Source organism: Anaerotignum propionicum (assembly GCF_024461735.1).
In the GTDB taxonomy this organism is placed as follows: Bacteria; Bacillota; Clostridia; order Lachnospirales; family Anaerotignaceae; genus Chakrabartyella.
Genome location: NZ_JANGAD010000010.1, coordinates 24812 through 43391, shown reverse-complemented (window position 1 = coordinate 43391; position 18580 = coordinate 24812). Strand labels below are relative to the sequence as shown.

Genomic DNA, 18580 nt, shown 5'->3' with positions numbered 1-18580 from the left:
ACCTTTTTCTCAATAAGAATAAGCAAAGTTACTGAAGTTTGTATTAAGAGATACCAAGACCAGCACTAGCATAACCAGCAATAGCAGTTGCAATATCAATACCTGCCGTTACATCAGCAGAGAATACCAGAAGTAATCTAGTTCCTGCTGTTACAGGAATGCTTAAACCAGTTGTAACACCACTGAGAACAGTACCAATAGCAACGATTCCTGTTAATGCAGGAGCAAGTGTAACTGTTGCACCAGGAACCTCAACAAAGGTATCATCCGGTGTAGCCGATGCGTAAAGCTGAGCAGTAACTGTTACAGTAGAGCCAACCAGTGTAAGTGCTGTACTGATACTGAAGTATGCTGCCAAAGATGTGATGGTGCCCTCTCTTGGTACAGAGAATGCTAAGTTTGTTAAGCCAGTTAAGTCAATTGTTCCGGCGCCAGCTGTAATACCAGGCGCATTAATGCCAAAACCAATTGCGCTGGAAGTATTAAGCACTCCGCCGAGTACTGTGGTCAAAGCAGCCGGTGTTCCTGATGCAAATGGAATAATTGCGCCTGCGCCTGCCGGACCTGCGGGACCCTGTGGACCTGCGGGGCCTGCTTCACCCTGGGGACCTGCGGGGCCTGCTACACCTGCGGGACCCTGTGCGCCTGCGGGACCTGGTTCGCCCTGTGGGCCTGCGGGGCCTGCTTCACCCTGGGGACCTGCGGGACCTGCTGCACCTGCTGCACCTGCAGGACCTGTTGCGCCTGTTGCGCCTGTTGCTCCTGTTGCGCCTGCGGGGCCTTGTTCACCCTGTGGGCCTGCGGGACCTGTTGCGCCTGCGGGGCCTGTTGCACCTGTTGCGCCTGTTGCTCCTGTTGCTCCTGTTGCTCCTGCGGGGCCTTGTTCGCCCTGAGGACCTGCGGGACCTGTTGCGCCTGCGGGACCCTGTGCACCTGTTGCGCCTGTTGCTCCTGTATCGCCTGCAGGACCAGCTTCACCCTGAGGGCCTGCGGGGCCTGTTGCGCCTGCGGGACCTTGTGCACCTGTTGCTCCGGTTGCTCCGGTTGCACCTGCGGGACCTTGCTCACCCTGAGGGCCTGCGGGACCTGTTGCACCTGTCGCTCCTGTTGCTCCTGTTGCACCTGTTGCTCCGGTTGCTCCTGTTGCTCCTACTTCACCCTGAGGACCTGCGGGGCCTGTTGCTCCTGCGGGGCCTTGTGCACCTGCGGGACCTGCGGGACCCTGTGCGCCTGCGGGGCCTGCTGCGCCCTGAGGGCCTACGGGACCAATATCACCGGCAGGACCCTGGGGACCTGTTGCACCAGTTGCGCCAGTTGCACCAGTTGGACCTTGTGGGCCTTGAGGACCTTGAGGACCCTGAGGACCACGAGGGCCACGAGGACCTTCAGGGCCACGAGGGCCTCGTGGTCCACGACAGCAACAATTGCTATTGGAATTCCCTCTGCAATCGTTGTCGCAATCGTTGTCGAAGTTAATACCGCGTAAATCATTCATATCATAATTATTGTTGTAATCATAACTCATTTCTTTTCCTCCTTTAATAAATTAATAAGTGACTTAATATCAAAAACCTCTTGCTTTCAAGCCCTTGCAAATTATTTTGTTGCAAATGAAAAAGTATGCCTAACTATTAAACGACCTCATTTAAAAAATCCCATTTTGATTATTTGAATTTATCGCCCTTGTTTTAATAAAGACCCCTGAACACGTTTATGAATGATTTTATGTTATTGTTTTTTGAATAAGAGAATTGGTAGCTTGGACTTTTTCATCTCATTATTAAATTGTATTCTTCGAATTGCATTGACATAGAAAAGCTTCATGTTATAAAAACTCAGCTACTTCTATACTGTTTTTCTCAAACTTTTCATTTGTTAGATTTCCAGCACAAAGCTTTTTTAAATACCTATTTTTTACTCCTAAATGCACTGGATAGCTTGCCATTTTCGAAACAGTTACCGTAATAGATTTCTTTGTGAAAGAAAATTCTATAGAAAAATCATAACTCCGAAAATATAATCCATGGGCATTGGTGACCTTCCCAAAGATTTCCTTCCGCAAGCTAAAAATACAGTACCCGTTTCACCTCTCTTTATCTTTTCATTGTTTGTTTAAAGGTACTGCAAGCTCTACAACATAATATGTAGGTCTGACATGCTAGGTGACAAATTGAGTAAAAATCATGGTTGTATCTGCAATTCCTTTTATAATTTCTTAAAGTGGGAAGAGAAAACGTGTAAGTAAGCCGAAATACTCTATTGAGCTTATACGTAATTTCATTTTCCTTTTTTATGGACGCAAAAAAAATAAGACACCCTTTTTTCATGAAGAGTGTCTTATTTTTTCCGTAAGGATATTTGCAGCTTAATTTTTTTACACAATAAAATAACCTCACATCATTTTATTAATCTCTTTTTTTAATCTGCCGATGATTTTCTTTTCCAATCTTGAAATATACGATTGAGAAATCCCAAGAATGTCCGCCACCTCCTTTTGGGTTTTTTCTGTTGTTTCAGGTAGAATGCCAAACCGCATTTCCACAATTTTTCTCTCTCTGCAAGAAAGTTTATCCATTGCATTATTTAATAGCTCCCTGTCTACTTCTTCCTCAATGTTTTTGTAAATGACGTCTCCTTCTGTCCCAAGAATGTCAGAAAGGAGCAATTCGTTTCCTTCCCAGTCAACATTCAAAGGTTCGTCTATGGAAACCTCAGATTTGGTTTTACTGTTTCGCCTCAAATACATTAATATTTCATTTTCAATGCATCTGGATGCATAGGTAGCTAATTTTATTTTCTTCTCAGGATTAAATGTATTGATAGCTTTTATCAACCCAATGGTACCAATAGATATTAAGTCCTCTACATTTACGCCTGTATTTTCAAACTTTCTTGCGATATAAACAACCAAGCGTAAATTTCGCTCAATCAATACCGATTTTACCCTTACCTCATCCTCACCGCCAAGCTGATCCAATAAAATTGCTTCCTCATCCGGCTTAAGGGGAGGCGGAAAAACGTCACTTCCCCCTATGTAAAATACCTCTTGCCCTTTTCTGCGTAATTTGCGCAGCATCAACCCTGCGTGATACTTCACTAAAAACAGGAAATACTTCCATTGCCTCATAAATCGTCCTCCTCCAGCAAGCAAGGGGGAATCAAGCCTTCATACCCCCCTTTAAAAAAATCAAAGGAAATTCCTATATACAGCTCGTGATAACTTATTGTTTTTTCACCAAAACAAATTTTGCATTCATCTGCAAGAAAGCCCCACAATGCTCCTTCAGGATTTCCTAAACTGGTGTAATGCATTGGTTCAAGATTCTCTCGCTCACCACAAATTAGCTTTTCGCCCTCTTCTGCAGAAAATAATGGAAGAACGGTACTTAATTCCATTACAATGACTCCTTTGCCATTTTTTTTCAGCCCGTTTCCCGTATCAATGAGTACACGACCTTCTACCCATTTGCTATTTTTACGTATATACACTGTGCAAAAATCTCTTCGCCTTCGGATATGATTTTCTATCCAATTGCCGCCGATTTTTAATAATATGTAACTCACTGCAATTCCCCATATTAAATATTGCCAGGGAAAAAACCTTTGCCGTAGAATCAATCCGCTTCCCAATGCCCTTTGCGCTTGGGTAACTGTAAAAAGCACATTCAAACCGCCCCCCAGCAAAAAGGATGCAAATAGAGCCGTTAAAAAAAGCCTGATAAAATTTTTTGGGCTTTTCGGAAAATATGCCACCCCAAGTCCAAGGATTAGTAATGCAAAAGATAAAAAAATGCCGCCATTATTCGGAAACAAGAATACCAACAGCAAACAATGACATAAAGCAGACAACAATGCACCTACAAAGAGCCGCCATTTCTTGGCTCGAAAACCGCTAATCCGCCCTGCCGCATAAAGCAGAAATAAGTCCATAATCCATTCCCAAAAAAACACCACATCAATATAAACTGAAGCCTCCATTCCTTCCCTCCTGAAACAAATTATAGGCATGTTTTAATGCGAAGTCTGTCATATTTACTGAAAATGCCAAAAAAAAGAATGGCAGAGTTCGACTGACTTCGACTCTCCATTCTTTCTATATGATTATAAAATAATAAGAAATGCCAGTCCCAAAACTGACCAAATCCTATATTTAAAAACGATTCATAATTCTTGTTTTCCTTGGATTCACAATAAACAAATCTTAATGATAAACACGAATAATAGAAGATATTTCTTTTACCATTGACATGTTGGAGATGACAATGATGGAATCCATAAATTGTTTTTCTAAAACATCATAGGTAACAATTACCACATCTGCTGTTTTTTCATCCTTTGTTTTTTGTAATAGCATGGATATGCTCACATTATTACTGCCAAACACTCCTGCCAAGGCAGCTAATGTACCGGCTCTGTCTTCAAGCTTCATGCGCACATAATAACTGCTTTTTGTTTCTTTAATATCTTTAATGGGGATATTTTTATAACAACTGCTGCCAATTCGTCCAGTACAATGAAACTGAATGTTTCTTGCAACATCCAAAATATCACCAACAACGGCACTTCCTGTAGGCAGTTCTCCCGCCCCACGGCCGTAAAACATAGCATCTCCCACAGCATCACCATGAATAAATACCGCATTATAAGAATCATTGACGGACGCCAAAGGATGATTTTGAGGAATCATGGTAGGATGAACCTTTACCTCAATGCCATCTTCTGTATTCTTCGCAATCCCTAACAGCTTAATTTCGCAACCAAGCTCATGGGCATAACGGATATCCTTGGCGGAAATTTTAGAAATACCCTCTGTATATACATTCTGAAATGTTACAGGGGAATTAAACGCAAGGGATGCCAAAATGGCAAGCTTTCTGCCTGCATCATGTCCCTCAATATCTGCAGTTGGGTCAGCCTCTGCGTAGCCTAAATCTGTCGCCAATTGGAGGGCTTCTGCAAAGTCCATCCCTTCTTCGCTCATTTTGGTCAGAATAAAATTCGTTGTGCCATTGATGATTCCCATTACCTCTGTTATTTCATTACCGGCTAAACACTGATTCAGTGGTCTTATTATTGGTATCCCCCCTGCAACAGCCGCCTCAAACAATAAGTCACAATGGTTTGTTTTGGCAAGCTCCAACATCTCATGTCCCTGCACAGCAATCAGGTCCTTATTGGCCGTTACAACATGCTTGCCTTTTTGCAAAGCTTCCTTAATATATGTGGCAGCAGGTTCTATACCGCCCATCACCTCAACAACAATTTCAATACTGTCATCCTCAATGATATCCCTCCACTGGTCTGTCAGCTTTTCCGGTGCAACCAGATTTGCATATTTCCCTTTGTTCCGAACCAATACTTTTGAAATCTCTAATTCAGCTCCGATTTTATAGACCAGTTCGTTCTTCTGTTTTTCAATAATCTTATATACACCGCCGCCAACGGTTCCCATTCCTAAAAGGGCAACCTTACGAATATTTTGTATCATGCTATTCTTCCTCCAAATTAAGTATTTCGCTTTTGATATGCACTGTCAAATTATGACTGATATTAAGATTGTACGCAGGAAGAGAGCATATGTCAATAAAAAGATGTCTTTTTTTCAAAAACATTTTTCCTTGTCAGGAAAACATTTTTGTATATAATGTCTTTTTTCTATAGATATTTAAATAAAAATGAATCCTCCGGTGTTCATTTGTTCTAAAATATACAAAAGTCTAGGGTTCTTCTATATATCCCTTAGCTTTTCATACAAATGAGACATGATAATACTCTGATTTCTCTTAATTAGAAAAACATTACAAATGAAACCACTTTTCTAAACAACTAATATTTAGATGCCTATCATGAAAAAAACGAAGTACCCATATTTATTGAGCACTTCGTTCTAGAAGTTATTGCATTATTAACATCACTTTTTTATTGCAAAATCTATTATGCGAGTCTTTTATATTTCCTCAGACTCATAGTTGTCTAAAAATGAATGATAAACACCTTTTGCCTTATAGCCCACCATAGTATCTAAGGAGACGGAGTGAATGCTGTTAAAAATACTTTTTTCAATGTTTGGATTATCCCGTTTCAGTCTGCGGAGAAGAATTTTCACCTCTTCTCGCTTGGAGCCTCCGCCGCCATTATCACACATAGTACAATTTTCAGTAAAACGGCAGGCACATTGAATAAATTCCAAATCATTATATCGTTTCCAGCTTAAAATACTCTCTTCACCAATGCAGTACATTGGACGAATCAGCTCCATACCCTCAAAGTTTTTACTGTGAAGTTTGGGTAGCATCGCTTGTAGCTGAGACCCATAAAACATCCCCATTACCGTAGTTTCAATCACATCATTAAAATGATGTCCCAAAGCAATCTTGTTACACCCCAAAATCTTTGCTTTATTATATAGGTGCCCTCTGCGCATACGTGCACACAAATAACAGGGAGATTCCTCTGTATTATTGGCAATCTCAAAAATATTTGTTTCAAAAACTGTAATAGGGATATGAAGGAGCGCGGCATTGCTTTCAATTTTTTGTCTATTTATTTCATTATATCCCGGATCCATTACCAAAAAAATTAATTCAAAAGGTACCTCACTATGGCGCTGGAGCTCTTGCAAAAGCTTAGCCATCAGCATAGAATCCTTCCCACCGGAAATACAAACAGCAATTTTGTCTCCCGATTGAATCAATTCATACTGCTTTACTGCCTTAATAAAAGGATTCCATATTTCTTTTCGATATTTTTTTACGATGCTGCGTTCTATCATTTGATGCGGTTTTAATTCCCTTCCCATCCTATATTCCCCTATTCCAATTATATTAAATCTAAATAAAGCTTCAGGTTGTAGACAAAGTAAAAATCACGAGAGTTTTGTCCTCATACACCTACAAAGGTTTCACCCATTGACCCATCTAAAACCTCATGAATATGCGATTTTAACAAAAGTTCTTAGTCTTGCTTTTTTCAACAAGCAAGTGGGTTTGGGCAACGCCCAAGGTTTGTCTTCAGTCTGAAAGCTTATACCCAATTTATCTATTTCTTACGTTTTCCCAAATTTTCAGAACTTAAAAATATTTCCTTTCAAACTCATTGAATTTATTTCACAAGCTCTTTGTAGCATTCATCAAATATTTTTAAAAATTCTTGTATCTCTCCTTGAGTGGTTAAATGACTCAAGCTAATTCTCCAAGAGGATAAAGCATTTTTTCTGTCCTGACTCACCGCAAATACTGGTCGGGAAGGCTGTCCATCAGCAGAACAAGCAGATTTCACCGATACACAAATGCCCTTTTCATCCAACACTCTCTGAAAAACAGTTCCCTTTACACCGTACACGCTCAAATTTAAAATATGCGGAACTGCATTTCCAGGGCTATTTATTCGAACAACAGGATAAGCCATTAAAGCCTTGCGCAACTTCTCATTCAGTCCTTCCACCACTTTATATTGATTATTTTGTTCCTCTAAAGATAGTCTAAGGGCTGTCTCCGTTGCGGCAGCAAGGGCCAAAGTAGGAGTACCACTTCGATAAATAGTAGTGCTTGCTCCGCCATGAATCAAAGGCTCAATCACAAGATTCTTCCGTTTCAGCAACACTCCACAGCCATTTAAGCCGTAAAATTTATGCCCTGTAAAGCTCATAGTATCAATACCTTGAAAGGAAACCTCCGTCTTTCCTATGGATTGTGTTGCATCCACATGAAGGCGGCAATTGGGATACGCTTTTAGTAATTCTATAATTTGGGGTATGGGTTGAACACAGCCCAACTCGCTGTCTACACCGCAGATTGCCACCAAAATAGTATCTTTTCTTAATAATTCTTCCAGTTCCTTTAAATTGACAGTACCATCCTTTTCAAGCCCAAGCAAATCTATTTCATATCCCTGCTCCTGCAAGGCAGTGAGACAACCACTTACCGAAGAATGTTCCAGGGGCGTGGAAATTATATGCTTACCAATATGACGAGATGAACGTGCAATGCCTTTGATTGCCAAATTATTTGCTTCGCTGGCACCAGAGGTATAAATGATTTCCGCAGGATTCACCTTTAATAACTGGGCTATGCTCTCCGTAACCTTTGCCATTTCCTCTTGGGCGGCTCTACCTATTTGATGGGTGGAATTGGGGTTCCCCATAAATTCTTGTTCAACCTGTACAAAACGTTCCAATACCTTAGGTGCAACAGGAGTATTTGCCGAATAATCTAAATATATCATAAGTCTCCTCCATATTTTGATAAGTCCTTCACCACTTCACCGGCAAGTATTAACCCTGCAGCAGCAGGAACAAAGGCATTACTTCCCGGCACTTGCCTGCGTTGGGTACACTTTCTTGCTGTACCCGCCGGACAAATGCAATGGGTGCGACAGCTGATTGCCATATCCTCTATAGGGGTAATGGGCAATTCCTTTGAGTACACTACTTTCAGCTTTTTAACCCTGCGCTTTTTCAGCTCATGGCGCATCACTCGTGCCAAGGGACATACTGATGTTTTATAAATATCAGTCACCTGAAAAGCAGAAGCATCCATTTTATTCCCCGCCCCCATACAACTAATGATAGGCACCCGTGCCTGATTTGCCTGCATCACCAGCTCAATCTTTCCACTAACTGTATCAATGGCATCCACAACATAATCAAAGCTTGAAAAATCAAATTCTCCTGCAGTCTGAGGGCCATAAAAGGTTTTATAAATATTGACAACCGCGTCGGGGTTAATATCCAATATCCTCTGTTTCGCTACATCAACCTTATATTGCCCAACGGTGCTGCGTGTTGCAATAATTTGACGATTCAGATTTGTCAGGCATACCTTATCATCATCTACCAAATCAAAGGTGCCTACGCCGCTTCTGGCAAGAGCCTCTACTGTATATCCACCAACACCACCAATGCCGAAAACGGCTACTCGGGCTTGACTTAAACGATTGATCCCTTCTTCTCCAATGAGCAGTTGGGTTCTTGAAAATTGGTTCAGCATTTTCTGTATTTCTCCTTTATCAGTATCCAGTCTATATTATTCAGGTAAAACTCCTGAGATTGTTCCCCCACCTACTACCACATCTCCATCATATAGAACCAAGGCTTGCCCCGGGGTAATCGCCCGCTGAGAGGTATCAAATTCCACCCGCACCTGTCCATTTTGCAACGGAGAGACCGTAGCCCATTGTTCCTGTTGGCGATAACGGGTTTTTCCCTGAAACCGCATAGGCTTATCCAAGTTCTCAAAGGCAATCCAGTTCATATCATCAGCAAGCAGGACCTTGGTATACAGCGCAGCTTCAGGCCCCACCGTAACAGTATTCTTTTCCATAGACTTCCCACAAACATAAACAGGCTCGCCCATAGCCAAGCCCAAACCTTTCCTTTGGCCTAAGGTATAGCGCACTGCTCCGCTATGTTTTCCAACGACATTTCCCTTATGATCCAGAAAGTCTCCGGGCGGGTACTGTCTGCCTGTATATTCCTCCATAAATTTTGTGTAGTCCCCATCGGGAACGAAGCAAATGTCCTGACTATCATGCTTTCTGGCATTGACAAAATGCAGTTCATCCGCCAACACCCGCACCTCTTTTTTTCGTAAGCTTCCTAAGGGAAACAGAGTGTGAGCCAGCTGACTTTGGGTCATTGTATAAAGAGCATAGCTTTGATCTTTGGTATCATCCAATGCTTTTTTCAATAAATATCGTCCCGTTGTCTCATCTTGTTCAATTCTTGCATAATGCCCCGTTACAACATAGTTTAAGTTCTTCTCTTGGGCAAAATTCAAAAGCTTATCAAACTTCATATAACGATTGCAGTCAATACAGGGATTGGGTGTTCCGCCATGTTCATAAATACGAATAAACTTCTCTATGATTTTTTCTCGAAAATCCATGGTAAAGTCCAGAACCTCATAGGGCATGTCCAGCTGAAATGCCACTTCGCTGGCATCATCAATATCCTTCTGCGAGCAGCAGGTGCGAAAATCACAACGACCAATATCCTCATTACGGTATAGGCGCATTGTCGTTCCCTCGCAGTAGTATCCATTTTTCTTCATAAAGTAGGCGGCAATGGAGCTGTCCACACCACCGCTCATGGCAATCAAAGCACGTTTATTATCCATTTTTTTATCCCCGCAATCTTTTCATTCTCTATGGCATACAATAAAATTCCAATTGAGATATTCTTAATGTACCCGAAAACAAAACAACTATTTTTCTTTTTATAAACGCAAACATGGTCAATTGCCATCAAAAATTGAAAAGCAATTGACCTTATTAATCGGAGAAATACTATTATTTATGAAACCACAAATGAATGGTATTTGATTCCTCTTTCACTGTTATATAATTTCTTTTTGGCTAAGGGTAAGCTCTTTTTCAGAAGTAACTTCCCAAAAGTAGTCCGTCACAATACGAATCAGCTCCAAACGATAGTCCGCCGCACAGTGATCCGTTTGTAATGCATGCACCCGTAACTGTGTGCCTCCTGCTGCAAGAATTCCGTTTTCTAAAGGATGGCAATGGTGCTTAGGTGGCGTATGAATATCCAGTAAGGCTTCTACGCATAAAACAGGCTTCTTTGCCAACTGCAACGCCACAGCTTCTAGGGGGAAAATAGAATGATTTTGTTTTATTTCTTCTAAGAAAAGTTCTACTTTTGCACCATGCAGCCACAAAGCACTTTCTTCTAAAATTTGATATAAAATTCTACCTGCCACAGTATCCTCCTCTTTGATTCGGAAAAACCTTCCGATATCACAAGGCATTAGCAAAGCACAAGCGGCAATTTCCTTTCGTTTTGCGCTTAACTGTCCGCAGACAAAACCCCCTAAGCTATGACCAATGGCGTAAATACGACTTCTATCTATACCATAGTATTTATCCTTCAATGCAAAATCCAATACCGTTTCTGCATCCTCCAAATTATTTATCAGAGAGTATTCTCCATCACTGCCCCAACTTCCGCTGTAATGAAAGGTCAGCACATGAAATCCTTCTCGGCGAAGAGCCTGAGCAATATCTAAATTTTGCTCATTTCCTGGTATTCCATGGAATAAAAGAATCAGTGGGTGAGGTCCCTTGCCTCCGGAGGTATATAATGTAGCCAAAAGCTTACCACGAGGGCCGGGAATGATAATACCTATTTGGTTAGGACGGTTTGGCACATCACCATAATGAATTTCACCATAATTGATTAATGATTTCATAGAGACCCCCCCACTTGTATTTTCTACTTGCTAATACACTCTTTTCCTTTGTTTTAAAGTGGAAATTAAGATTCTAATGCAAATCTAAATTCCGTGTTTTCACTCAGTCTTTTTATGCCAGGCTACCATTTTCATACTATGTTTATTGGTAATCTTAGCACGTCAATTCTACCTTGTCAATGGACGAAAAACATTTATATGACTTACATTTTGTGTTAAATTAATCCGCAAACATAGGTGTGGAAAGGTAACGCTCTCCTGTATCAGGCAACAATGCAACAATGGTTTTGCCCTTGTTTTCAGGACGCTTTGCCAGCTGAATCGCTGCCCACAAAGCAGCCCCTGAGGAAATGCCAACCAAGACACCCTCCGCACGACCAATTTGCTTTCCTGTTGCAAAAGCATCTTCGTTTTCAACAGGAATAATTTCATCATAAATTTCTGTATTCAAAACATCAGGTACAAAACCTGCGCCAATTCCTTGAATTTTGTGAACACCGGGGGTACCCTTACTTAAAACAGGAGAAGCGGCGGGCTCTACAGCAACCACTTTAATCTCTGCATTCTTTCCTTTCAAATAGGAGCCTACTCCCGTAACTGTACCACCTGTGCCGACACCTGCTACAAAAATGTCCACATTTCCATCGGTATCATCCCAAATCTCAGGGCCTGTTGTTGCCTCATGAACAGCGGGGTTTGCAGGGTTTACAAACTGTCCCGGAACAAAACTGTTAGGGATCTCCTGAGACAGCTCCTCCGCCTTGGCAATGGCACCCTTCATGCCTTTTGCACCATCAGTCAAAACCAGCTCCGCGCCATAGGCTTTCATCAGTTGGCGACGTTCTACGCTCATCGTTTCAGGCATTACGATAATAATTCTATATCCCTTTGCCGCAGCAATTGCCGCCAAGCCAATGCCTGTGTTACCTGAAGTTGGTTCAATAATCACAGAATCAGGCTTTAAAATCCCTCTTTGTTCTGCATCGTCTAACATGCTTTTTGCAATTCTATCCTTTACTGAACCGGCGGGATTGAAGTATTCTAATTTCGCAAGAATTTTAGCTTCCAGTGCGTATTCCTTTTCAATATGGGTCAGTTCCAATAACGGTGTCTTTCCTACCAATTGATCTGCAGAAGTGTAAATTTTACTCATAATAAATTCCTCCATTCATAATCACTCTTATTATTATCATGTCACCTTATATCATTTTCATTACACAGATAAGGCAACGCTTTTTCTTTTACCCTATAAACTAAGTAGGTTTATAGGTATAATATGCTTTCTTTTCTAATTTGTCAATAGGAAATAGAGTTTTTTCATAAATATTTTGTTTGCTTTCCTATTTACCCTATTATATAATAGGTTTAAGCTTGGAGGGATTTTTATGATGATTTCAACAAAAGGAAGATATGCATTACGCGTTATGATAGACTTAGCAGAACACCCGGGAGATTACATTCCTTTAAAGGAAATTGCCGAAAGGCAGGAAATCTCTGAAAAATATTTAGAGATTATTCTAAAATCCTTGGTGCGTGAAAAATTTTTAATCGGTCAAAGAGGAAAAGGTGGGGGTTATCGCCTAAGCAAAACCCCAGATGCCTATACAGTGGGGAGTATTTTGCGATTGACGGAGGGGAGCCTTGCTCCAGTTGCCTGCTTGAATGAAAAATCTGAGCAGTGCACCCGTGTTCATGATTGCCGCACTCTTTCCATGTGGCAAGGGTTAGATAAGCTGATTTCCGAATATCTAGACGGAATTACCATTGCTGATTTAATGGCTTCTTATCAACCGGGAGATAACTATATTATCTAAATCCATTTGAAAAAAGAAAAATGCTTTCTCATTCTACAGAAGCTCTACAAATGTTAAATTAGAAAAGACATGGTTCCTCCCTGTAAGAACCATGTCTTTTCTTTATGCCTATGTGAAACACAAAACAGTGCCACATTCAGAACTTACAATTTTAACAATTGCTTTTTGGGTGTGATTTTTTTCCGCAAGTATGCCAATCTATTTAAAGCTTCATTCAATGTATCTTCTTTTTTAGCAAAATGTAGACGCACCAAATGATTTACATTTTCTCTAAAAAAGCTGGAGCCGGGAACAGCCCCAATGCCCACCTTTTCTGCCAAAACCTCACAAAACTCTAAGTCGCTCTCAAACCCAAATTCGGAAATATCAAGCAAAACATAGTATGCCCCTTGGGGATTGGTATGGATAATACCCAAATCATCCAAGCCCTTCATAAACAGGTTTTTCTTTGCCGTATAAATCCCTCGAAGCTTTTCATAATACCCATCTCCAAATTTTAATCCTGTGACTGCCGCTTCCTGTAAGGGGGCCGCCGCACCTACCGTTAAAAAGTCGTGGACTTTTTTTGCCACATCAATAATCTCAGGGGGTGCAATGATATAACCTAAGCGCCAGCCCGTGATAGAATAGGTTTTTGATAATGAGCTGCAGGAAATGGTTCGTTCCCACATTCTTGGCAATGAAGCAAAATAAACATGCTTGAATGGTTCGTAAACAATGTGTTCATAAACTTCATCGGTAATAACAAAGGCATCATACTTTTCCGCAAAATCAGCAATGATTTTCAGTTCATTATAGGTAAACACCTTGCCACAAGGGTTGGAAGGATTGCAAAGAATCAGTGCCTTTGGCTTTTGCTTGAATGCCGCTTCCAATTCATCGGGGTTAAAGTTAAATTCAGGGGGATATAGAGGTACATAAATAGGTTCTGCTCCACAAAGAATGGTATCAGCACCATAATTTTCGTAAAAGGGCGAAAATACAATTACTTTATCCCCTGGGTTTGCCACGGTCATCATGGCAACCATCATGGCCTCCGTACTACCGCAGGTAACTACAATTTCTCCATTGGGATCAATGTTTCGTCCCATCAATCTTGACTGTTTCACTGCCAAAGCTTCTCTAAAATTTTGCGCCCCCCATGTAATGGAATATTGATGAAAATCCTCATTTGACACTTCAGCCAAACGGGCTAAAATTTCCTTGGGTGGATCAAAATCAGGAAAGCCCTGAGATAAATTTACTGCATTATATTTCATTGAAACTCTAGTCATTCTGCGAATGACAGAATCGGTAAAGGTTTCTGTTCTTTTTGAAAGTTGCGGCATAGTTCCATCTCCTTAAATAAGATACTCCTAGTTACGTTCATCAATAATACGCTTTGATTTATGCTCCGAGCGGGTGTTTAATCCTCCATCGGGATGGACTTTTACGCTGGAAGGTTTAACACCAATCCTTGCCTTTAAAGCATCGGAAACCAAGGCTTCGATCCTTTCATCAGGCTCAGTATTATCTGCGTTGCGCTCAATCTCCACAGAATACTTGCAAGTATAGTCTTTCTCAAAAATGCGCACAAGATACTCTCCTGTGATACCTTTTATATCTCGAATCACAGCCTCAATGTCACTGGGGAAAACGTTTACCGCAGAAACAATAAACATATCATCCTTTCTTCCGTTAATATGGATTCTGCCGTGGGTACGACCGCATGAACAAGGTGTATTGTCAATCCAACCAATATCACCAGTGCGGAAACGCAAAAGTGGTCTTGCGTGCTTGCGCAAAGTGGTATAAACCAGCTCACCCACTTCTCCTGAAGGTAATATTTCACCTGTTTTAAGGTCAATCGTTTCCACCAAAATATGATCCTCAGCGATATGTAAGCCATCCTTTGCCTCGCACATTGCGGCACATGCACCGAAAATATCCGAAAGCCCATAGAAATCAAAAACCTCTGCCCCCCATAAATCTTCAATGGCTTTCCTTGTGGAATCAATGGAACCGCCAAGCTCTCCTGCTACGATGATTTTTTCAATTGCCAAATCCTTTTTGGGATCAATGCCGTTTTTGATTGCTGTTTCCCCCAAATGCCATGCATAGGAAGGACTAGTCCATATAATGGTAGGCTGATAGGTTTTCAAAACATATAACAAACGTTCACTGGGCAGTGTTCCTCCCCAAATACATAACGCACCAAGGTTCTGGGCACCAATGACATCAGGCCCCCCAACATAGAGGGAAAAATTTAAAGCATGAACATAGCGATCCTTTGGCCTCATGCCGATTTGCCAAAACCAACGGCTTTCCGCATCCTGAAATTCATCAAAATCTTTTTTTGTAAAGGGGCTCATGGTTGGAACACCTGTAGAACCCGAGGACGTGGAAATAAAAATAACCTCCTCCTCTGGTACAGCGCAAAGCTCACCCAAAAAGGAACCTACCCCTTGGGTATCACGCTGTGTCGTTTTATCTATAAACGGAAGCTTTTGAATATCGGCTAACGTCTGAATATCCGAAGGCTTCACCCCTGCTTCGTCAAAACTTTTTTTATAATAGGGTGCATTTTCATATGCAAATTGAACAATTTCCTTTAAGTCTTTTAGCTGGCGCTTTTCCAGCTCTGCCCTCGGCAATGTTTCCAACGCTTCATCCCAATATTTTTTCTCACTCATGGCCTTTTACCTCCTAATTCACTTTATAATTTTTCAAAATAGAATCCCATTTTTTATCTCGAGATGCCGTTACCCTTTGTATATCTTCATCCGTAAGCTGCGCAAAACGGCTTTGTTTTCTAAGATAAGCCTCCACATCTGTAAATTCTGTGGGTTTGTAATTCAAAATAAATTCCTCGTTTTCATATTCAGCCAAATACCACAACCCACATTCAACAATTTCCTTAGCGAAATCAATGGTTTCATCTGTAGCAGTACCCCAACCCGTGGGACAAGGTGCAATGACATGTATGTATTTTGTGCCTTTGATTTTTGATGCCTTTTCCACTTTATTCATAAAATCATTCAAAAAACCAATGCTTGCTGTAGCGGCATATGCAATGCCATGAGCCGCGGTAATTTCAAACATATTTTTCTTTGGTCGAAGATTGCCCCGAATATTTTTCCCTGCAGGGGTGGTAGTTGTTTTTGCACCAAAGGGCGTTAAGGAGCTTTTTTGTATTCCTGTGTTCATATAAGCTTCGTTATCATAGCAGATATATAAAATGTTATCGTTGCGGTCAATGGCCCCTGAAAGCGCTTGAATCCCAATATCCGCAGTGCCACCGTCTCCGGCGAAACCCACCGCATGAAAATCGGTAATTCCTTGGGCTCGCAAGCCTGCCTCAACCCCCGTCAGCATAGAAGCTGTTCCTGCGAAGGTTGAAATCATTGCGTTGTTCCCAAAGCATAGTTGGGGAAAATTAAACCCCACAGCAGACATACATCCCGCAGGAAGCACTGCAATTGCATGCTCTCCCAAAACCTTTAACGCAATACGAACCGCTAAGCTTCCTCCACAACCGGCACATGCTTTATGTCCGTAAAAAAACTCTTCCTCATTTAACGTTTTTGCAGTTAAGCTCATGGTTGCTCACCTTCCATTCCTAAAAAGCTCACAGTTCTTTTTTCTGTTTTCAATGCTTCAAAAACACCTTCAATCTCTTGGGCTGAGATATTTCTTCCTCCTAGCCCTCCAATATAATTGGAAGAAGGAACAGATAATCCGACTTTTTGTAATGCAGAATTTACGTTAGTAAATACCGTGCCTTCATTTCCAAAGGAAATATCCTTTTCTAAAACGCCAATTGCTTTCGCATTTTTTACGGTAGAAGCAATTTCTTCATTGGGAAATGGACGCATATAGCGTATCCGCAAAAGCCCTACCTTTTCCCCCTTTTCACGAAGCTTATCTACAGTTTCTCTCACTAAGCCTGCGATACTGCCCAGTGTGATTATGATATACTCTGCATCCTCTGTCTGATAGGTCTCTATTAAACCCGTGTATCCTCTACCGAAAATCTTTGCAAATTTATATTCCGCTTCTGAAATTGCCTCTTTTGCTCGTAAAATTCCCAAATGTTCTTTATATTTAAAGGCAGTGTTATGGTCTGGACCTACAGAAAAAGCCAGATTTTTGGGATTGGATAAATCTAATTTATTTTCTGTTGCATATGGTTGCAGAAATAAATCTGCTTCTGCAGCCTCAGGAACCTCCACCACCTCATAAGTGTGGGTCAATACAAAGCCATCCAAATTTGCCATGAAGGGCGTAGAAACCGCCTTATGTTCCGCAATGTAATAGCCCATCAATGCTAAGTCCAAGCTTTCCTGAGCATTCTCTGCATAAGCCTGAATCCAGCCGCAATCCAGAAGGGAAAGGGAATCCCTTTGATCTCCATAGATATTCCAAGGCAATGCTGTGGAGCGGTTGGCATTCATCATAACAATAGGAAACCGTCCGCCGGCGGCATAGGTTAGGCACTCCGCCATGTATAATAGTCCTTGGGAAGAAGTCGCCGTAAAGGCACGTGCCCCCACCGCCGAAGCCCCAATGGCACAAGAAAGTGCAGAATGTTCCGATTCCACATGAATAAACTCCGCCTGTAAGCTATTGTCCTCCACCATTTCTGATAATTTTTCCACCACAATGGTCTGAGGTGTAATGGGATATGCGGAAATAACCTGTGGCCGAGCCAGACGAATGCCATAGGCAAATGCCTCATTACCCGATAAAAAATGCTTCGCCATTATTTTTCCACCTCCATATCGATTGCCTCAAAACGGCACATCTTTTTGCAAATGCCACAACCTTTGCAAAAATCATAATCTAACGTAACTTTATTTCCTTCTCTAGAAATCACACCGTCGGGACAGTACAAATAGCATTGTAAGCACCCAACACATTTCTCCAAATCAACCACAGGTCGGATGTTTCGCCAGCCCGCATTTTTTGTAACCAGAAATCCCGCTTCGTATGCAGTGTTATCGGGGATGTCTGAAAGTGTGGTGGGCACTTTATCTCTCAAATAGGGTTTCATAGAACTACCTCCCTATGTATTTCCGCCGCCGCCTGTTGCACTGCCAAAATATTTCTGTCATGAAGCTTTGCAGGCATATGCAGCTGAATTGCCTCTTGAATGTCCTGAATACCTATGCCCTGAAACACTTCAGCAAAGGCACCCAGCATAATGGTATTGGTGATAGGCTGTTTCAATGTTTCAGCGGCAATACTGTCTGCATCTATTGTCAGAATTCTTGAATTATCAAAACTTTGCTTTGTATTCAGCAATACTTTTCCATCCGCCTTAAGCTCCCTTAGAATGCCCTCTGTAAAAAGGGTGTCATCCAGAAAAATAATATAGTCTGCCTGATTCACTTCACTTCTGTTCACCACAGGCTTTGTATCTAATTTTGTAAAAGCCTGAATGGGTGCACCTCTTCTTTCAGGTCCAAAAGAAGGAAATGCAAGGGCGTATTGATTTTCATGGGAGGAGTATGCCGCACCCAAAAGCCTTGCAGCAGTAAACGCACCCTGACCTCCCCTTCCATGCCATCGAATATTCACCATCAT

General features: G+C 41.5%; 17 protein-coding genes. 1 reads left to right on the top strand and 16 read right to left on the bottom strand.

What is annotated here, in order from left to right:
* Nucleotides 1-43 precede the first annotated feature (43 nt).
* The 10 genes from NE558_RS12690 to cysK form a co-directional block, all read right to left on the bottom strand.
* Nucleotides 44-1525, bottom strand: coding sequence for an exosporium glycoprotein BclB-related protein (locus NE558_RS12690; protein WP_256150488.1), 1482 nt, complete (start codon nt 1523-1525; stop codon nt 44-46).
* Nucleotides 1526-2392: 867 nt separating this feature from the next.
* Entirely contained in the window at nt 2393-3127 is a 735-nt protein-coding gene (gene sigE / locus NE558_RS12685) for an RNA polymerase sporulation sigma factor SigE (RefSeq protein ID WP_256150487.1), read from the bottom strand.
* A complete protein-coding gene (locus NE558_RS12680; RefSeq protein WP_256150486.1) occupies nt 3124-3978 on the bottom strand; it encodes a sigma-E processing peptidase SpoIIGA in 855 nt (284 codons plus the stop codon). The genes sigE and NE558_RS12680 overlap by 4 nt, the downstream gene beginning before the upstream one ends.
* Nucleotides 3979-4201: 223 nt before the next feature.
* On the bottom strand, nt 4202-5488 hold the full coding sequence (locus NE558_RS12675; RefSeq protein WP_256150485.1) for a homoserine dehydrogenase: 1287 nt from the start codon (nt 5486-5488) through the stop codon (nt 4202-4204).
* 459 nt (nt 5489-5947) lie between these two features.
* Nucleotides 5948-6799: a tRNA lysidine(34) synthetase gene (locus tag NE558_RS12670; RefSeq protein ID WP_256150484.1), complete on the bottom strand. Its 852-nt coding sequence runs from the start codon at nt 6797-6799 to the stop codon at nt 5948-5950.
* Between the two features lie 302 nt (nt 6800-7101).
* Complete coding sequence (locus NE558_RS12665) at nt 7102-8223, bottom strand: cysteine desulfurase family protein (RefSeq protein WP_256150483.1); 1122 nt, start codon at nt 8221-8223, stop codon at nt 7102-7104.
* Nucleotides 8220-8987 carry a tRNA threonylcarbamoyladenosine dehydratase gene (locus NE558_RS12660; protein ID WP_256150482.1) on the bottom strand — a complete coding sequence of 256 codons (768 nt, stop codon included), beginning with the start codon at nt 8985-8987 and terminating at the stop codon, nt 8220-8222. The genes NE558_RS12665 and NE558_RS12660 overlap by 4 nt, the downstream gene beginning before the upstream one ends.
* 36 nt (nt 8988-9023) lie before the next feature.
* Entirely contained in the window at nt 9024-10115 is a 1092-nt protein-coding gene (mnmA, locus tag NE558_RS12655; protein WP_256150481.1) for a tRNA 2-thiouridine(34) synthase MnmA, read from the bottom strand.
* Between the two features lie 219 nt (nt 10116-10334).
* Complete coding sequence (locus NE558_RS12650) at nt 10335-11201, bottom strand: alpha/beta hydrolase family protein (protein ID WP_256150480.1); 867 nt, start codon at nt 11199-11201, stop codon at nt 10335-10337.
* A gap of 220 nt (nt 11202-11421) precedes the next feature.
* Nucleotides 11422-12354 carry a cysteine synthase A gene (gene cysK, locus NE558_RS12645; RefSeq protein ID WP_256150479.1) on the bottom strand — a complete coding sequence of 311 codons (933 nt, stop codon included), beginning with the start codon at nt 12352-12354 and terminating at the stop codon, nt 11422-11424.
* A 232-nt stretch (nt 12355-12586) separates the two neighbouring features.
* Between cysK and NE558_RS12640 the strand changes: the two genes are divergently transcribed.
* Nucleotides 12587-13015, top strand: a complete 429-nt coding sequence (locus NE558_RS12640) for an RrF2 family transcriptional regulator (protein ID WP_256150478.1) — start codon at nt 12587-12589, stop codon at nt 13013-13015.
* Nucleotides 13016-13158: 143 nt separating this feature from the next.
* Here NE558_RS12640 and NE558_RS12635 read toward each other — a convergent pair whose 3' ends face one another.
* Genes NE558_RS12635 through NE558_RS12610 form a run of 6 tightly spaced genes read right to left on the bottom strand, consistent with a single transcriptional unit; the run spans nt 13159 to nt 18580 of the window.
* Nucleotides 13159-14343, bottom strand: coding sequence for a pyridoxal phosphate-dependent aminotransferase (locus NE558_RS12635; RefSeq protein WP_256150477.1), 1185 nt, complete (start codon nt 14341-14343; stop codon nt 13159-13161).
* A 27-nt stretch (nt 14344-14370) separates the two neighbouring features.
* Nucleotides 14371-15687, bottom strand: coding sequence for a phenylacetate--CoA ligase family protein (locus NE558_RS12630; RefSeq protein WP_256150476.1), 1317 nt, complete (start codon nt 15685-15687; stop codon nt 14371-14373).
* A 13-nt stretch (nt 15688-15700) separates the two neighbouring features.
* Nucleotides 15701-16594 (bottom strand): thiamine pyrophosphate-dependent enzyme, encoded by an 894-nt coding sequence (locus NE558_RS12625; RefSeq protein ID WP_256150475.1) that lies wholly within the window; start codon nt 16592-16594, stop codon nt 15701-15703.
* Entirely contained in the window at nt 16591-17757 is a 1167-nt protein-coding gene (gene porA / locus NE558_RS12620; protein ID WP_305145068.1) for a pyruvate ferredoxin oxidoreductase, read from the bottom strand. The genes NE558_RS12625 and porA overlap by 4 nt, the downstream gene beginning before the upstream one ends.
* Complete coding sequence (locus NE558_RS12615) at nt 17757-18047, bottom strand: 4Fe-4S binding protein (protein WP_256150474.1); 291 nt, start codon at nt 18045-18047, stop codon at nt 17757-17759. The genes porA and NE558_RS12615 overlap by 1 nt, the downstream gene beginning before the upstream one ends.
* Nucleotides 18044-18580, bottom strand: coding sequence for a 2-oxoacid:acceptor oxidoreductase family protein (locus tag NE558_RS12610; RefSeq protein WP_256150473.1), 537 nt, complete (start codon nt 18578-18580; stop codon nt 18044-18046). Before NE558_RS12610 ends, NE558_RS12615 begins: the two co-directional genes overlap by 4 nt.